This window comes from Negativibacillus massiliensis, assembly GCF_900148495.1.
In the GTDB taxonomy this organism is placed as follows: Bacteria; Bacillota; Clostridia; order Oscillospirales; family Ruminococcaceae; genus Negativibacillus; species Negativibacillus massiliensis.
This window is the reverse complement of the sequence record NZ_FTRU01000005.1, coordinates 82,313-96,360: the sequence shown is the minus strand read 5'-3', so window position 1 is coordinate 96,360 and position 14,048 is coordinate 82,313. Positions and strand designations below refer to the sequence as shown.

Annotated in this window: 14 protein-coding genes; 8 read left to right on the top strand and 6 right to left on the bottom strand. The window is 43.0% G+C overall.

The window, feature by feature from the left end; translation table 11 throughout:
- Nucleotides 1-28: 28 nt before the first annotated feature.
- From BQ5375_RS00695 to BQ5375_RS00680, 4 genes are all read left to right on the top strand, one after another.
- Entirely contained in the window at nt 29-394 is a 366-nt protein-coding gene (locus BQ5375_RS00695; RefSeq protein WP_022131518.1) for a GntR family transcriptional regulator, read from the top strand.
- Between the two features lie 117 nt (nt 395-511).
- Nucleotides 512-1,252, top strand: a complete 741-nt coding sequence (locus tag BQ5375_RS00690; RefSeq protein WP_022131517.1) for an ABC transporter ATP-binding protein — start codon at nt 512-514, stop codon at nt 1,250-1,252.
- Complete coding sequence (locus BQ5375_RS00685) at nt 1,246-2,061, top strand: hypothetical protein (RefSeq protein ID WP_022131516.1); 816 nt, start codon at nt 1,246-1,248, stop codon at nt 2,059-2,061. The genes BQ5375_RS00690 and BQ5375_RS00685 overlap by 7 nt, the downstream gene beginning before the upstream one ends.
- A gap of 350 nt (nt 2,062-2,411) precedes the next feature.
- Nucleotides 2,412-3,731: a cation:proton antiporter gene (locus tag BQ5375_RS00680; RefSeq protein WP_022131611.1), complete on the top strand. Its 1,320-nt coding sequence runs from the start codon at nt 2,412-2,414 to the stop codon at nt 3,729-3,731.
- Between the two features lie 67 nt (nt 3,732-3,798).
- Here BQ5375_RS00680 and BQ5375_RS00675 read toward each other — a convergent pair whose 3' ends face one another.
- Nucleotides 3,799-5,037, bottom strand: coding sequence for a class I SAM-dependent rRNA methyltransferase (locus BQ5375_RS00675; RefSeq protein WP_022131612.1), 1,239 nt, complete (start codon nt 5,035-5,037; stop codon nt 3,799-3,801).
- A gap of 410 nt (nt 5,038-5,447) precedes the next feature.
- Here BQ5375_RS00675 and BQ5375_RS00670 point away from each other — a divergent pair, with 410 nt between their 5' ends.
- Complete coding sequence (locus BQ5375_RS00670; RefSeq protein ID WP_022131613.1) at nt 5,448-7,928, top strand: peptidoglycan DD-metalloendopeptidase family protein; 2,481 nt, start codon at nt 5,448-5,450, stop codon at nt 7,926-7,928.
- Nucleotides 7,929-8,032: 104 nt separating this feature from the next.
- Complete coding sequence (locus BQ5375_RS00665) at nt 8,033-8,419, top strand: hypothetical protein (RefSeq protein WP_076917262.1); 387 nt, start codon at nt 8,033-8,035, stop codon at nt 8,417-8,419.
- On the opposite strand, the gene BQ5375_RS00660 is transcribed toward BQ5375_RS00665, so the two are convergent.
- The 4 genes from BQ5375_RS00660 to BQ5375_RS00645 form a co-directional block, all read right to left on the bottom strand.
- Nucleotides 8,420-9,034, bottom strand: a complete 615-nt coding sequence (locus BQ5375_RS00660; protein WP_076917260.1) for an ABC-2 transporter permease — start codon at nt 9,032-9,034, stop codon at nt 8,420-8,422.
- Between the two features lie 25 nt (nt 9,035-9,059).
- Nucleotides 9,060-9,911: an ABC transporter ATP-binding protein gene (locus BQ5375_RS00655; RefSeq protein ID WP_076917258.1), complete on the bottom strand. Its 852-nt coding sequence runs from the start codon at nt 9,909-9,911 to the stop codon at nt 9,060-9,062.
- Between the two features lie 23 nt (nt 9,912-9,934).
- Nucleotides 9,935-10,306, bottom strand: a complete 372-nt coding sequence (locus BQ5375_RS00650) for a GntR family transcriptional regulator (RefSeq protein WP_022131617.1) — start codon at nt 10,304-10,306, stop codon at nt 9,935-9,937.
- Between the two features lie 160 nt (nt 10,307-10,466).
- Entirely contained in the window at nt 10,467-11,630 is a 1,164-nt protein-coding gene (locus BQ5375_RS00645; protein WP_022131618.1) for a C39 family peptidase, read from the bottom strand.
- Nucleotides 11,631-12,173: 543 nt separating this feature from the next.
- Between BQ5375_RS00645 and BQ5375_RS00640 the strand changes: the two genes are divergently transcribed.
- Nucleotides 12,174-12,428 carry a hypothetical protein gene (locus BQ5375_RS00640; RefSeq protein ID WP_022131619.1) on the top strand — a complete coding sequence of 85 codons (255 nt, stop codon included), beginning with the start codon at nt 12,174-12,176 and terminating at the stop codon, nt 12,426-12,428.
- A 34-nt stretch (nt 12,429-12,462) separates the two neighbouring features.
- Here BQ5375_RS00640 and BQ5375_RS00635 read toward each other — a convergent pair whose 3' ends face one another.
- Nucleotides 12,463-12,903 (bottom strand): GNAT family N-acetyltransferase, encoded by a 441-nt coding sequence (locus tag BQ5375_RS00635; RefSeq protein WP_022131620.1) that lies wholly within the window; start codon nt 12,901-12,903, stop codon nt 12,463-12,465.
- A 253-nt stretch (nt 12,904-13,156) separates the two neighbouring features.
- Here BQ5375_RS00635 and metF point away from each other — a divergent pair, with 253 nt between their 5' ends.
- The gene (gene metF / locus BQ5375_RS00630) at nt 13,157-14,038 is read left to right on the top strand and encodes a methylenetetrahydrofolate reductase [NAD(P)H] (RefSeq protein WP_022131621.1); all 882 of its coding nucleotides are present in this window, start codon (nt 13,157-13,159) and stop codon (nt 14,036-14,038) included.
- The last annotated feature ends 10 nt before the right edge of the window (nt 14,039-14,048 follow it).

Here is a 14,048-nt window from a genome sequence, read left to right as displayed (position 1 = left end):
TAATACAATAATGAAAGGAGGCGGGAATATGACCTGGTCCTTTGATGACAACCTTCCCATTTATCTGCAAATTATCCGCATCTTAAAATATGAGCTTGCACGAGGAAAATACCAACCCGGTGAAAAACTCCCCGCTGTACGAGAGCTTGCCATGACAGCCGGAGTCAATCCAAACACTATGCAAAAAGCACTCGCCGAACTGGAACGGGATGGGTTAGTAAAAAGTCAGCGAACTGCTGGACGTTTTGTCACTGATGATAAGGAGAAGATTATGGAAGTCGCAAAAACACTTGCTTATGATGAGATTGCCCGAATGGTAGAAAATATTTCTTCTCTTGGATATCGCAAAGAAGAAATCCCGCAATTAATTGAAAAGTATCTGGACGAACATTAACTTTATTGTTTTCCCGGGAAATATTTCGACCTTTCTCTCCTATTTATGCAAAACCATTTCCCAGAAAATAGCTTATTATCCATCATTCCTGTATAAGATAAGGAAGGAGTCTGTGTAATGAATCAAAACACTGAACTGATGCAAGGCGGTTCTATAATGGAACTTCCTGTGCTGGAGATAAAAAACGTTCATAAAAAATATCTGTCCCATTCCGTTTTGGAAGGAGTAAGTTTTTCCATTCCAAGAGGAAAGATTGTTGGTTTGCTGGGACCAAACGGATGTGGAAAAACCACCATTCTGAAATTAATATCCGGATTGCTGCAACTGGATGAAGGTGAAATTCGAATCAATGGAATCTGTCCAGGTCAACAAACAAAATCCATGATTTCCTATCTTCCGGAGCGCAGCTATCTGAATGATTGGATGAAGATTTCCGATATCTTAAATCTCTTTTCTGATTTTTATACGGATTTTGACCGTGAACGTGCAGAGCAGATGCTGACCGACCTCAAAATCAGCAAAGAGGAAAAGCTTAAAACCATGAGTAAAGGAACTAAAGAAAAGATTCAGCTGATTCTGGTTATGTCCCGTCGCGCTTCCCTTTACCTGCTGGATGAACCGATTGGCGGTGTAGACCCTGCCACCAGAGAATACATTCTCCATACTATCTTAAAAAACTTTGATGAAAACTCTTCTATTTTAATTACTACACATCTGATTCAGGATGTAGAAACCATTTTTGATCAGGTTCTGTTTTTGAATCAGGGCAAAATCGTGATCGACGGTGAAGTCGATGAAATCCGTGAAAAATACGGAAAATCCATCGACGGATTGTTCCGGGAGGTATTTCGATGCTAAGAAAAATGCTTAAATATGATATTCAGGCAATGTCCAAAACTTTCATTCCCTTTTTCATTGCAATTTTAGTAATTTCTGTTTTTAGTGCTCTTTCCATGCATCTGGAGTGGCTGATTGGCATCTTTGGAGGAGCCACCATTCTCTTTGGTCTCGGTATTGCTCTTTTTGTCACTAGCCTTGTTTTGATTATCACCCAGTTTTATAAAAACGTACTGGGTGACCAGGGATACCTGACCAACACCCTGCCTGTCAGCGTGGATACCATCATCCTTTCCAAACTTTTTTCTGCTATTTTCTGGTTGATCTCAAGCGGCATTGTTGCCATCCTTGCTTTTCTGATTATCTTAATGGGATCGATGGATAACGTTGGTGATTTCTTTACCAGTGTTGCTGTGGTTTTCCAGTCCGCATTCGATTTCATCTCCACACCAGAATATTTTAAAGATGCTTTGTTGATTATCCTTTTGCTTGTACTGCTTTTTATCTTTGCAGTTTTACTGATCGCAAACGAAATTCTTCATTTCTATTGTGCTATGTCCTGTTCTCAGATTTATCCATTTACCAAAAATAGAATTGCTGGTTCCTTTATTGCCTACCTGCTGATCAACATTCCCCTTTCTATTTTAACTGCCGTTCTCTTTTCTGCAGTTGGGTTTACAGGAACAAGTTTTGAGTGGATTCAAAATTTATCCGGATACCCAATGATGTTTATAGCCATCCTGTCGGTCAGCCTGGTAATCCTGTTTCTCAATATTCTGCTTTATGTTCCAATTCGTTATATCCTTAAAAACAAGTTAAATCTCGAATAACTTCATCCATAAAGAAAGCGCCTGACCGAATGGTCAGGCGTCTTTCTTTGTCTCTTGACTTTTTCATTTTTTATTTATTTTGCCTTTTATTTTAAAAAATTATTGGTCATTATTTCCATGTTATAATCCTTTCTTTTGTCTTTCTTTTTGCAAAATAGGCATATTCTTTATTCTTTCTGTCACTTTTATCAATCAAAAATCACATTAAAATCCACAGCTAATTCTTTTTTTTAGGTAAGTTCACGTTTTTTTTAGAAAAAAACAACAAATTATACATTAGCTCTTGAATGTTTTTCCTATTGAAGTATAATTGTTGAACAAATAGATTCTTGTATTGGGAGGTTTTTTCTATGTCATATCATTATCTTATCGACATTGCGTTGATTCTTCTGACAACAAAAGTTTTTGGAATGATCACCAAGAGACTGCAAATGCCGCAGGTTGTGGGTGCGTTGATTGCAGGTCTTGTCATGGGTCCGGCAATGCTCAATATTATTCACAGTACCGAGTTTTTGTCTCAGGTTTCGGAGCTGGGCGTTATCGTTATGATGTTTACCGCAGGTCTGGGAACCAGCCTGAATGACTTGAAGCAGACCGGAAAAGCAGGTTTTCTGGTTGCACTGTGCGGTGTTATCGTACCTTTAATTGGCGGTACCATCCTTTCCCTCTTCTTCAATACATCCACCGATCCAAACGCATTTATGCAGAACGTATTTATCGGTGTTGTTCTGACCGCAACTTCTGTTTCCATCACTGTTGAAGCGCTCAAAGAAATGGGAAAACTCAACACTGTTGTTGGTAATACCATTCTTGCAGCAGCACTGATCGACGACGTTCTCGGTTTGATTGCTCTGACCATCGTTACCAGCATCGGCGGTTCGGCAGATGCAAACCTTCTGGTTGTTCTGCTCAAAATCGTTGCATTCTTTGTTCTGGTTGTTGTTGTTGGTATTGTGGTTAAAAAAGCAATGGATTGGTACATTGCAAACGTTCATTCCACCGACCTGCAGCGTTATCCAATCTTTGCCTTCATCCTGTGCCTGATTCTTTCCTTCTGTGCAGAGGAATTCTTCGGTGTTGCCGATATCACCGGTGCATTTGCAGCTGGTCTTATCATCTCCACCACCTCCAAAGCAAAATATATCGAGCTCAAATTTGCTCCTCTTTCTTACCTGCTTCTGACTCCAATCTTCTTTGCAAGCATTGGTCTGAAGGTAGAACTGCCTGAAATGAATGCTACCATCGTAATCTTCTCGATTCTGTTGGTTGTTGTTGCTGTCCTGACCAAATGGATCGGTTGTGGACTGGGTGCAAAACTGTGTGGTCTGAAAGGTCATCAGTGTGAACAGATCGGTGTCGGCATGGTTTGCCGTGGTGAGGTTGCCCTGATCGTTGCAGACAAAGGTGCTGCTCTTGGACTGATGCCGGAAGTATTCTTTGGTCCTGTCATCATCATGGTTGTTGCAACCACGATTCTGACCCCAATCCTTCTCAAATTTGCTTACCGCAAGAGCGATGCTTACGAAGATATGCAAGAAAGCTCTCTGGTCGACCGTTACGACGAAGTCGAACAGCTCGATTACATTGGCGAGAGCCTGATCCGTGCTAACGAGCATATGATGAAAAAAGGCAAAAAAGCCGAAAAAGCTGCTTCTGAAACAAAGAAGTAACATAATATAAAACCCAAAAGAGGGGTTCGATCTGATGATCGAATCCCTCTTTTTTTCTATATTTTGCTTATACTACCTGGAACAAATAGAACTTCAGATAGTTTGTCTCCTCCACATTCCACAGAATCGGATGGTCTGGAGACTGCTGTCTTGCTTCAATCTGACGCAGGGAAACTCCCGCATCTGCTGCTGCCTGGTGCAGCATCTTGACAAACAGCTGCTCGGTCATAAAATGAGAACAGGAACAGGTCGCAAGATATCCTCCACGAGGCAAAAGTCGCATTGCACGCAGATTGATTTCCTTATATCCACGCATTGCACTTTCCACTGTCTGTCTGGACTTGGTAAATGCCGGCGGGTCAAGAATGATAAAATCAAACTTTCCGTACCGGTTGATCATCTCTCCCTCAGAAAGCTTCGGAAGCAGGTCAAACACGTTGGCTGCCAGATACTCTACCGTTCCATCCAGCCCATTTGCCTTTGCATTTTTCTGCGCCATCTCGACAGCCGACTCGGAAATATCCACACTCAGCACATACTCCGCGCCGCCCTTCGCTGCGTTCAGGCCAAAGGAACCTGTGTGGGTAAAGCAATCAAGCACCCGTTTTCCGCGGCTTAATTTTGCGACCGCAAGGCGGTTGTATTTCTGGTCCAGGAAGAATCCGGTTTTCTGTCCATTCTCAAAATCGACCGCATAGGTGATTCCATTTTCGGTAATGGTTGTCTCGGTAGAATCTGGAATCGGATATCCTTCCAGCGGGAAAAAGCCTTTGTACTGTTCCATTCCTTCCAGCTCTCGGATTGCCACATCGTTGCGCTCGTAGATTCCGCGAATCGGCTGGTTATCCTGTGCAAAGATCTTTGCCAGAAGTTCAAACAGCATCTTTTTGCGTTTTTCGATACCCAAGGACAGAACCTGTGCTACCAGGATGTCGCCAAAGCGGTCTACAGTCAATCCTGGAAAGCTGTCTGCTTCTCCAAAAATCAGGCGACAGTTGGAAAAATCGTCTCCCATAACAGTTTTACGGTAATCAATCGCATGACGAAGACGTCTCTCAAAAAATGCTTCATCAAATTTATCGTTCGCATTGCGGGAAATCAGACGAACACGGATTTTACTGTTTTCGTTTGCAAATCCGGTTCCCAAATAGCTTCCCTTCTGGCTGACAACATCCACCAGCTCTCCATTTTCAAATGGCTGTGCTTCGGTAATCTCATTAAAATAAACCCACGGATGTCCTTTGATAATGGCGTGTTCTGCCTTTTTGCTGACCTTTACCTGCGGGTATTCCCTTGCCTGTTTCATCTGCGTCCTCCTTATCAAACACTTTTCTTCTGCTGATTATTTTATCAGATCTTTTGGCTCTTTTAAAGGGAATCCATTAAAATTTGTGTCGATAAAAGAATTTCCCTGTGTATTTCCTGGGAAATTTCTTTTCCTTTCCGATTAGACTTCCAAAAAATTTTAAGATTTCTTTGAATCTATGCTCTTTTCTTCATAAAATATCTATATTTTTCCCCTGTTCTTATTTAAAAAATCAGGCTACAATAAAAAAGAAGCGCTCAAAAAGGACGATTTTTTGCCCTAAAATGGCATGATTTCTATGTCAATTCTGTAATAAATCTTGAATCTGAGCGCATAAACGCTTATAATAAGTAATGCTATTGTAAAAAAGATGTTGTAACTTTTTAAATTGGGAAAGGAGCGGATGTCCGGTGTCGAATCCGGAAAACAGTAAGAACAATAAAAAATCTGCTTCCGGTCTTCCTGAAAGTTTTTCCGCATTGATTTCTTTGCTTTATGCCGTATGTTATCTCGTTGGCGCGAGAATTATTCGATATTACCGCCGCTTAAGGCGTATCGTCAGATTAAATTGCCTTCATATTAAATGGGCAGTTCGGCGTTTTTATTTTGATCTCAAGGAACAACGTTCAGCCGCAGCTCCATCGAAGGGGTATTGGAAACGGGAATGGAAAAAAGCCTTCTCGCAAACCCGCGATGCACTGCATGACTGGAACAAACATCGCAAGCAGCCTGATTCGGGGCTGCATCTTGATGAACTGCTGAAAGCCTTTTTCCCGTCGCTGCGCAAACTTGCCGGCACGGTCAATTATATTCTCCCTGTTGCAGGGATGATCGTTCTGATCTCCACCATCCACCATTTTTCTACTCTGACCTTTGGTCTTCGTGTCCAGTACAACGGAGAACACATCGGTTATATCCTTTCGGAATCTGACTTCTCCGAAGCAGAAGCCAAGGTAAAGGAACGTATCGTCAATGAGGCATATCTTCCACCCGAAGACAGTGTCCCGATCTACTCTTTGGAAGTGGTTGAGGAAGACCAGATTTCCGATCAAAGCATTTTGATTAACAACATTATCCGTGCTTCCGGCAACGAAATCGAAGAAGCTGCCGGTCTTTACGTGGACGATGAATTTATCGGTGCAGTAAAAGACGGTGACACCCTCCTGCTCAGTTTAAAAGCCCGCAAAGAAGGAACCTACCAGCCGGGTATGACCGAAGAGGAGTTAGAAAAACTGTTTGCACCAGCAGAAGAGACAAGCACTGAGGAAGAATCTTCTTCTGAGGAACCAACCCCTTCCGATCAGACAGAATCTTCCGAATCTTCTCAGCCAGAACAGGAAGAGACTCCTGCTGCAGAAGAAACACCAGCTGCTGAGGAATCTGCTGCACAGACCTATACCATTCAGGAAGGCGACACCCCTTGGGATATTGCCAACAAGTTTGACCTTTCTGTCGATGAACTAATTGCATTAAATCCTGAGGTTAGCCAGACCATGCTGGTCGGTGAAACTCTGGTCGTTTCGGCGGGAAGCTCTTCTGCAAGTGCTTCTTCCGAAAATACTTCTTCTGATTCTCAGCCAGAACAGACTGAAGAAACAGAAGAACCGGAATCGACCTCCAGCACTGCCCAGACAGAACAGACCTATACCGTACAGGAAGGTGATACTCCTTGGGATATTGCCAACAAGTTTGATCTTTCTGTCGATGAGTTAATTGAGTTAAACCCAAGCATCACCGATTCCATGCTGATCGGCGATACCCTTATCATTAAAGCTGGAACTTCTTCGACCTCTTCGGAAACATCTGCAGAGGAAGAAACCGAAACCAGCTCTGAGTCCACCGACTCTGAAACTGCTGCGGAAGAATCTGATTCGGAAGAGCAGACACAATCTTCCACAACAACTTCCAAAACAAGCCCGCTTCCTCCAATTACTGAGGAAGGCGTTACTTTGGACAGTGAGGTTGTCAGCTTTGTACAGGATATCCGCGTAGAAAAAGGATTATATCCAGTTTCCTCTGTGGAATCTTTAGACAGCATCAATGCTAAACTGGACACCGTTGTCGAAGGCGAGCAGACCTACACCATTCAGGAAGGCGATACTACCTGGGATATTGCCAACAAATTTGACATCCCAACCGAGACACTTCTGAACCTGAATCCAGAGGTCAGTCAGTCCATGCTGGTCGGCGAAACCTTTGTAATCTCGCAGGAACAGCCATTCCTGCAGACCAAGGTTGTCCGCACCGTTACTCAGGAGCAGGAAATCCAGTTCACCACCGAAACCGAGGTGGACCAGAACAAGGAATCCAGCTATGAAAAGGTTGTTCAGGAAGGTAAGAACGGCTTGAAAGAGGTTACCACCGAAATTACCTATATCGATGGATATGAGACCGAACGAACTGTTACCGCAGAAACCACTCTGGTGGAACCTGTTACTGCAAAGGTTGTTGTCGGTTCGCTTAAGAGCTCGTCCTCTTCTCCATATAATTTCAATGGCTCTGGTACCAACTCTACTCAGAGCAATGTCGGCGGTTATATCTGGCCGGTTGATGGCGGTTATATTTCCTGCCCAATCTGGGGTTACAGCGGTCATACTGGTACTGATATTGCAGCTCCTGCTGGAACTACCATCTGGGCTGCAAAAGCCGGAACAGTCGCTTATGCTGGCTGGTCCAACGGTTATGGATACAATGTTCTGATCAACCATGCGGATGGTACCAAGACCCGATATGCACACTGCAGCAGCCTTGCTGTTTATGCAGGTCAGCAGGTATCACAAGGACAGGTTATCGGCTATGTCGGTCGTACCGGATGGGCAACCGGAAACCACTGTCACTTTGAAATTATCAGTGGTGGTTCTTATCTGGATGCACGAAACTATATCGGATAACATCTCTAAAAATAAACAGGATGGATGCAGATGCATCCATCCTGTTTTTGTATATTCCCCTGCATTTTGTACATCCTCTTTTAATGTAAAAAGGAGGAATTCATTTGCAGATTAAATCGTTATCCTGGCAAACACGCCGCAAGCTGCGCTGGTTTTGGGAAAGTTTTTTTGTCAGCGCCATGTTCTTACTCTTTTTGACTGCGTTTTTTTATGTGGCGTCCGGACAGGAAAGCTCCATTCAGCAGCCGGTTCTTTCGGTGAGTATCTCATCTTCAGAAAAAGTCTCTCAGGAAAAGGAAAAACGCCCGAATCAAGATCCGGACGTTTTCTCTATGAGTTTCCTTGGATGGAATTGGAAGATTTCTGCTTCTGAGTTTCTGGAAATCTCTGACAAGGCTTCCAGAATATATCATAACTATGGTATTTTAATCCCTGCCAGATACCGCGCTCCTGCAGAAGGTCTCTGGCTTTTGTGGCAGCTTGCTTCCTAACTAAAAGGATTTTCTGCTGACAATTTTAATGGAAATATGGATGGACACCATAACCATCAGTACAATCAGAACAATCAACGCTGCCAGCATCAAAGCCAGCATTCCGCCTGTCGGGAGCATTCCTGCCTCGGATAGAGCTATAGTAACGCCCATCATAACACCGAACGGAATCAACATCGTTAGGAGATAAAGCATTCTGCCTTTTTGCATCCCAAACTTATATGCAATCGGGATAATGACCGCGGTGGTGTATCCCTGCATGCATAGGGATACCAGCAGCATGAGTCCGCACCGAGCAGCTCCACCCAGAATCAGGGTGTAAATCGAAGAAATACCCAGCAGTATCAGGGAAGTGATACCAAAAGCTGCATATCTTGCCAGCACGATCTGTTTATGGCTCACCGGCAGAATACTCCTGTACTGGTCCCAGTGATAATATTCATCGTAGGTAAAGAGGTTAAACAGGTAACTGATTCCCATTACACAGATGATTATCGCTCCGGTTTCTGGCTGATCCATAAACCCCCAGATTGCTGCAAAGGCAAAAAATACAAACAGAATACTCTTGAGCAGCTTTCTCATCGAAAGAAAATCGTTTAAAATAAGCCCCTTCATAAAGACCCTTCTTTCTGGCTTGTTACTACTTGTCCGAACACAGCATCAGCATCAACTCATCCAGATTGATCGGGTCAACCAGAATTTCCGGATACTGTCGGCTAAATGCCGCCCTATCGCTGACGAGTGCTTCGCTGTCATATTTTCCATGCTTCTTTTTCAGGACAAACTGGCTGTCGATAGCATCAATGGTCGCTTTATCTGCCTTTGCAATGCCGTATCCATAAATGATATTATCCTTATTTTCACACAGCATCAGTTTTCCCTGATGGATAAAGGTGATGTAGTCCGCCACCTTCTCCAGATCGCTTGTGATATGGGAAGAAACCAGCACCGAATGCTCGCCGTCCGAGATAAAATCGAGGAAAATATCCAGAATCTCTGCACGGACTACCGGGTCCAATCCACTGGTCGGTTCATCCAGAATAAGCAACTTTGCGTTGTGGCTCAATGCCACCGCCAGCGAGAGCTTCATCTTCATGCCGCGGGAAAAATCCTTGAGTTCCTTTTTGTCCGGCAGGGCAAACTTTTGAAGATACTCCTCATATTGTTTTTGATCCCAGTTTTGATAGCTTCCCTTCATGATTCTGCCTAGATGGGAAACAAAGAGAGTCTGGGCAAAGGGAAGCTCATCGAAAACAACGCCGATGTCCTCCCTGTCTTTTGCGCTGCATCCTGCATGTCCAAAGACGGAAATACTTCCACTGTCCGGCGAGGTCATTCCCAGAATCAGCTTCATGGTGGTGGATTTGCCCGCACCATTTTCTCCGATCAGACCCATAATTGCCCCCTTCGGCAGAGAGAACGAAACGTCCGAAAGAGAAAACTGCGGATAACTTTTGCAAAGATGATTAACTGTAAGAATCATATCTTCCATACTTCTGACCCCTTTTCTTCGATTTATTCCTCATACAAAAGGGAAAGCATCTCCTTAAGTTCCTCCAGATCAATCGAAGCTGCTTTTGCCTGATCGACTGCACATTGCAGCGCTCCTTCTACCTTTTTGCGCTGTTCCTCCCGCATGAGTTCCAGATTCTTTGGTGCCACAAAGCACCCTTTTCCTGCTACCGTTACGACAAAACCGTCCCGCTCCAGATCTTCATATGCTCGTTTGGTGGTAATCACGCTGATGCGTAGGTCTTTTGCCAGTGCCCGCATGGAAGGAAGCGCTTCCCCTTCCTGCAGTTCTCCGTTCAAGATACTGTTCTTGATCTGCGCGGTGATCTGTTCATAAATCGGTTTGCCGCTGGAATTGCTGATTATCAGATTCAAAAAATCACCGTTCCTTGCTGTCCGTATATACTGTATATATCGTATATATACAGTATCACACTATTTTGCCGCTGTCAATAGGTTTTTGCGGTAAACATAAAAAAGTTCGGACAAAATCCGAACTTTTTTATTATTCATTATATTTTATTATTCATTGTATTTAAGAAACAGTTACTGTTCTAAACCATTTAAATGCTGCTGAACCTGGTGTCTGGTAATTTTCTCCAAAGTCACATATTTGATAGTTATCTGTATAGTTGGAATCCATTAAATACATCTGTTCTGTTCCACCGCTCATTCTATATCCACATAAAACAATTGCATGTCCGGCATCGTCAGAAACTCTTGACCATGATGTATACAAGGGTTGATTTGAGTTAATATATGGTTTTACTTTATCGTAGGTCAATTTTGTTGTAGAGGAGGTGGTCAAATCAGGACAATAACTCTCAATATAATCCCTCACTTCTGGAATCCCTGCCGCTGTAGAACCATTATTATTGTTTTTTCTATCTTCAATTAACTCATCCATTAAGGTTTCCGCATACGATGTATTAGTTTTCCCATCTTTATAATAATCAATGCAAGATGCTGTTGTCGCAGCCCAGCATACACCGCGTCCACCAACCGAGCGATTTTTTAATTTTGCTACACTTAACTTTTTTGCTGTTGCTCTTTCCTCCAACTGGCTGAGCGGTTCTGTCAAATTCATCGAATCCACAGCAATATCGGTAATCTCTACGACTTCTCCATCTAAAGTCTTATATCGTGACTGAGAGAGATTTTGAACCTGTTCTTTGATTTGAGTTGGATCTCCCAACACCTCTTCAAATAAAATGGTTACTGTATTATAGCTGTCTACCGCATAAATTGCATCCTGAGACGCAATTACACGGATGGGATTTTCTGCGGAAAGCTCCAACTGGTTCAGCGGTCTTGCTAAATAGTCATAGCCTGACTGGATGTGATAACTACCATCATCATCTACAACTACAGCATAAAGGCGCTCAATTTTATCTTGGTATAAAACAGGAAAATAATAAACTTCCGTACTCATTCCTGTATCATACAAAGTGATATCAAATCCAGACCCTAATTTTAATTCAGAAGCTTTATCTACTAAACCCATTGCATCTGCCCAGCTGATATTTTCTAATTCAAATCGACTCTTTGCATATTTGGTAACCTCCTGCGGAACAGGATTTGAGAAGATATAGCGTCCATCTTCTCTACTTTCTCCAACGACCAAACCTTCAGCAGAACACAAAATCGAACAAGATAGAAGCATCATTACAATCAGAAAGAAACTGAAAAACTTTTTCATAACAAAATACCTTCCTTTCATTTTACTATACTGTTACGAAATTTTCTAGTATAAAATCATCACATTTTTCTCACCTTTTTCATTTTATTCTATAATATAAATATATAAAATATATTGGACATAATCAAGGTAAAATAATTACAAATATAAATGTTATCATTGTGAACATTCCTTAAATATCTGTCGAAATTTATAATTACCTGTCGTATTTACTCTTACAAAAATAATTTTCAGGACTTTTGTAGAAAAATTCATCTTTGGGTGGTATACTGGAAATCAAGGCATTTTATGCAGAAACTGCACTACAGAGCAACATCTTCTCATTATTTACTCTAAACGAAAACCATCCTACTATTTACTCATCCTTTTTTGGGAGAATGACGCCTTGCGGCATTCTCGAGGGGATGGGACACAGACCTAATTTTTATAACAAACTAAAACCATCCCCTTTTTTTAGGAGAATAACACCTCGCGGCATTCTCGGGGGGATGGAACACAGGCCCAATTTTTATAACAAACTAAAACCATCCCCTGGAGGTATCTATGAAACGTATTATCAGTGACAAGCCCTATCTGATTTTGCAGCTGCTTTCTATTGTTGCCATTTTCGTCTACTTATTCTTTACCACCGGATATCAGCATCAGGTTGTATTTGGCTGCTGGATTGCTTCTTTGCTGCTCCTGATTGCAACCTCAATCTACTGCATCGTCAAAAAGAGATGGATTCTCACTTCGGTGAACCTGTCCCTGCTGATTCTTTGCTTTTTAAGCCTAATGATTCTGCCTTATAGTGCATAAAAAAACGCGGTCAAATGACCGCGTTTTTCTTTTCTTATCTATCCAGAATCATCTGTCCATAGTTGAGATCTTCAAATCCTAAACGGCTGTACAACAGTTTTGCCTTTGGGTTGTGTGGGCATACTTCCAGACGGAAGCGTTTTGCCTGCGGATATTCTTCAAATAACCACTGGAAGAATTTGTGTCCGCAGCCTTTGCCGCGCATCTGGGGTTTAAAGTACAGTTCCTCTGCCTGAACGGTAAAACCGCCAGCTTCACAGCTCCAGTAAAATGCAAGCAGTGCATAGCCGATGATCTCATCTCCCTCGGTGATGGTAAGTCCACGCATCAGTGGAGAGCCCTTGACACCAAGCTCGAAGGTATCCTCAAACTTTTTCATATCTACGTCAAACAAAGACGCATCTCCCGAATAAAAATCAACCGACATATCCAGATATTCCTGTCGATCCTCTGGTCTAAAATCACGAATTTCCATTGTATTCTCCTTCCATCGTTTTCTTCCATTATATCGGATTCTCTTTTTATTGGCAAGCCATTTCCGACAAGGTACGTTTTTCTTTTCCTTACAAAATTCACCACCAGAATGTGGAAGCTCTCTTAACCCCTGTGTGATTTTTCTTTTTGATTTACTTTACATCTCCCTGCTTTTTCACTATAATGTAATAAATCGTTTTTGACTCCAAATTTGTGGAGCAAACTGTGTAATAAAAAAGAAAGGGATCAATGCAATGAAACTGAACACTCTGTTTGAACAAAAGAAGATCGTCTTTTCGTTCGAGGTTTTTCCTCCGAAAAAGACAAGCTCCATCCAGACCATCTACGATACGCTGGATGCACTTTCCGACCTGAATCCTGACTTTATCAGCGTAACCTATGGTGCTGGCGGAAACCCTGCTGACCACTCCACCGTAGAGATCGCTTCCACCATCAAACACAAATACCACATCGAACCGCTGGCACATCTGACCTGTTTAAATTCCACTAAGGAACATATCGGACAGGTGCTGGATGAGCTGCGGGCAAATGAGATCGAAAACATTCTGGCACTGCGCGGAGACCGCAATCCGGATGTCCCTCCAAAGACAGATTACCGCTATGCTCGTGACCTGATCGAGGAACTGAACCACCATGGGGAATTTGACATTGCCGCAGCGTGCTATCCGGAAGTTCATCCAGAATGTCCTGATATGGAGGAAGATATCCTGCACCTCAAAGAAAAGGTAGATGCCGGCGCCTCTCACCTGATTTCTCAGCTGTTTTTTGACAACAATGATTTTTATAACTTCCTGTATCGCGTTCGCGAAGCCGGCATCATGGTTCCGGTAGAAGCGGGCATCATGCCGGTAACCAACCGTAAACAGATCGAACGCATGGTTTCGCTGTGCGGCGCGAGTCTGCCGAAAAAGTTTGTAAAAATCATGCACCGTTACGGCGATGACCCTGCCGCTATGCAGGATGCAGGCATTGCTTATGCAGTAGAGCAGATCGTTGACCTCATCTCCAACGGGGTTCAGGGAATCCACCTGTACACCATGAACAATCCGCTGATTGCACGCAGAATCAGCCAGTCGGTTGCCAGCCTGATTCGATGCAGCAACCGCGCTGAATAGAGGAAAGCGC

Bases quoted from the DNA above. Each gene is read 5' to 3' on its own strand.
- BQ5375_RS00695 (WP_022131518.1), top strand. From the start codon at position 29: ATGACCTGGTCCTTTGATGACAACCTTCCCATTTATCTGCAAATTATC.
- BQ5375_RS00690 (WP_022131517.1), top strand. From the start codon at position 512: ATGAATCAAAACACTGAACTGATGCAAGGCGGTTCTATAATGGAACTT.
- BQ5375_RS00685 (WP_022131516.1), top strand. From the start codon at position 1,246: ATGCTAAGAAAAATGCTTAAATATGATATTCAGGCAATGTCCAAAACT.
- BQ5375_RS00680 (WP_022131611.1), top strand. From the start codon at position 2,412: ATGTCATATCATTATCTTATCGACATTGCGTTGATTCTTCTGACAACA.
- BQ5375_RS00675 (WP_022131612.1), bottom strand. From the start codon at position 5,037: ATGAAACAGGCAAGGGAATACCCGCAGGTAAAGGTCAGCAAAAAGGCA.
- BQ5375_RS00660 (WP_076917260.1), bottom strand. From the start codon at position 9,034: ATGAAGGGGCTTATTTTAAACGATTTTCTTTCGATGAGAAAGCTGCTC.
- BQ5375_RS00655 (WP_076917258.1), bottom strand. From the start codon at position 9,911: ATGGAAGATATGATTCTTACAGTTAATCATCTTTGCAAAAGTTATCCG.
- BQ5375_RS00645 (WP_022131618.1), bottom strand. From the start codon at position 11,630: ATGAAAAAGTTTTTCAGTTTCTTTCTGATTGTAATGATGCTTCTATCT.
- BQ5375_RS00640 (WP_022131619.1), top strand. From the start codon at position 12,174: ATGAAACGTATTATCAGTGACAAGCCCTATCTGATTTTGCAGCTGCTT.
- BQ5375_RS00635 (WP_022131620.1), bottom strand. From the start codon at position 12,903: ATGGAAATTCGTGATTTTAGACCAGAGGATCGACAGGAATATCTGGAT.
- metF (WP_022131621.1), top strand. From the start codon at position 13,157: ATGAAACTGAACACTCTGTTTGAACAAAAGAAGATCGTCTTTTCGTTC.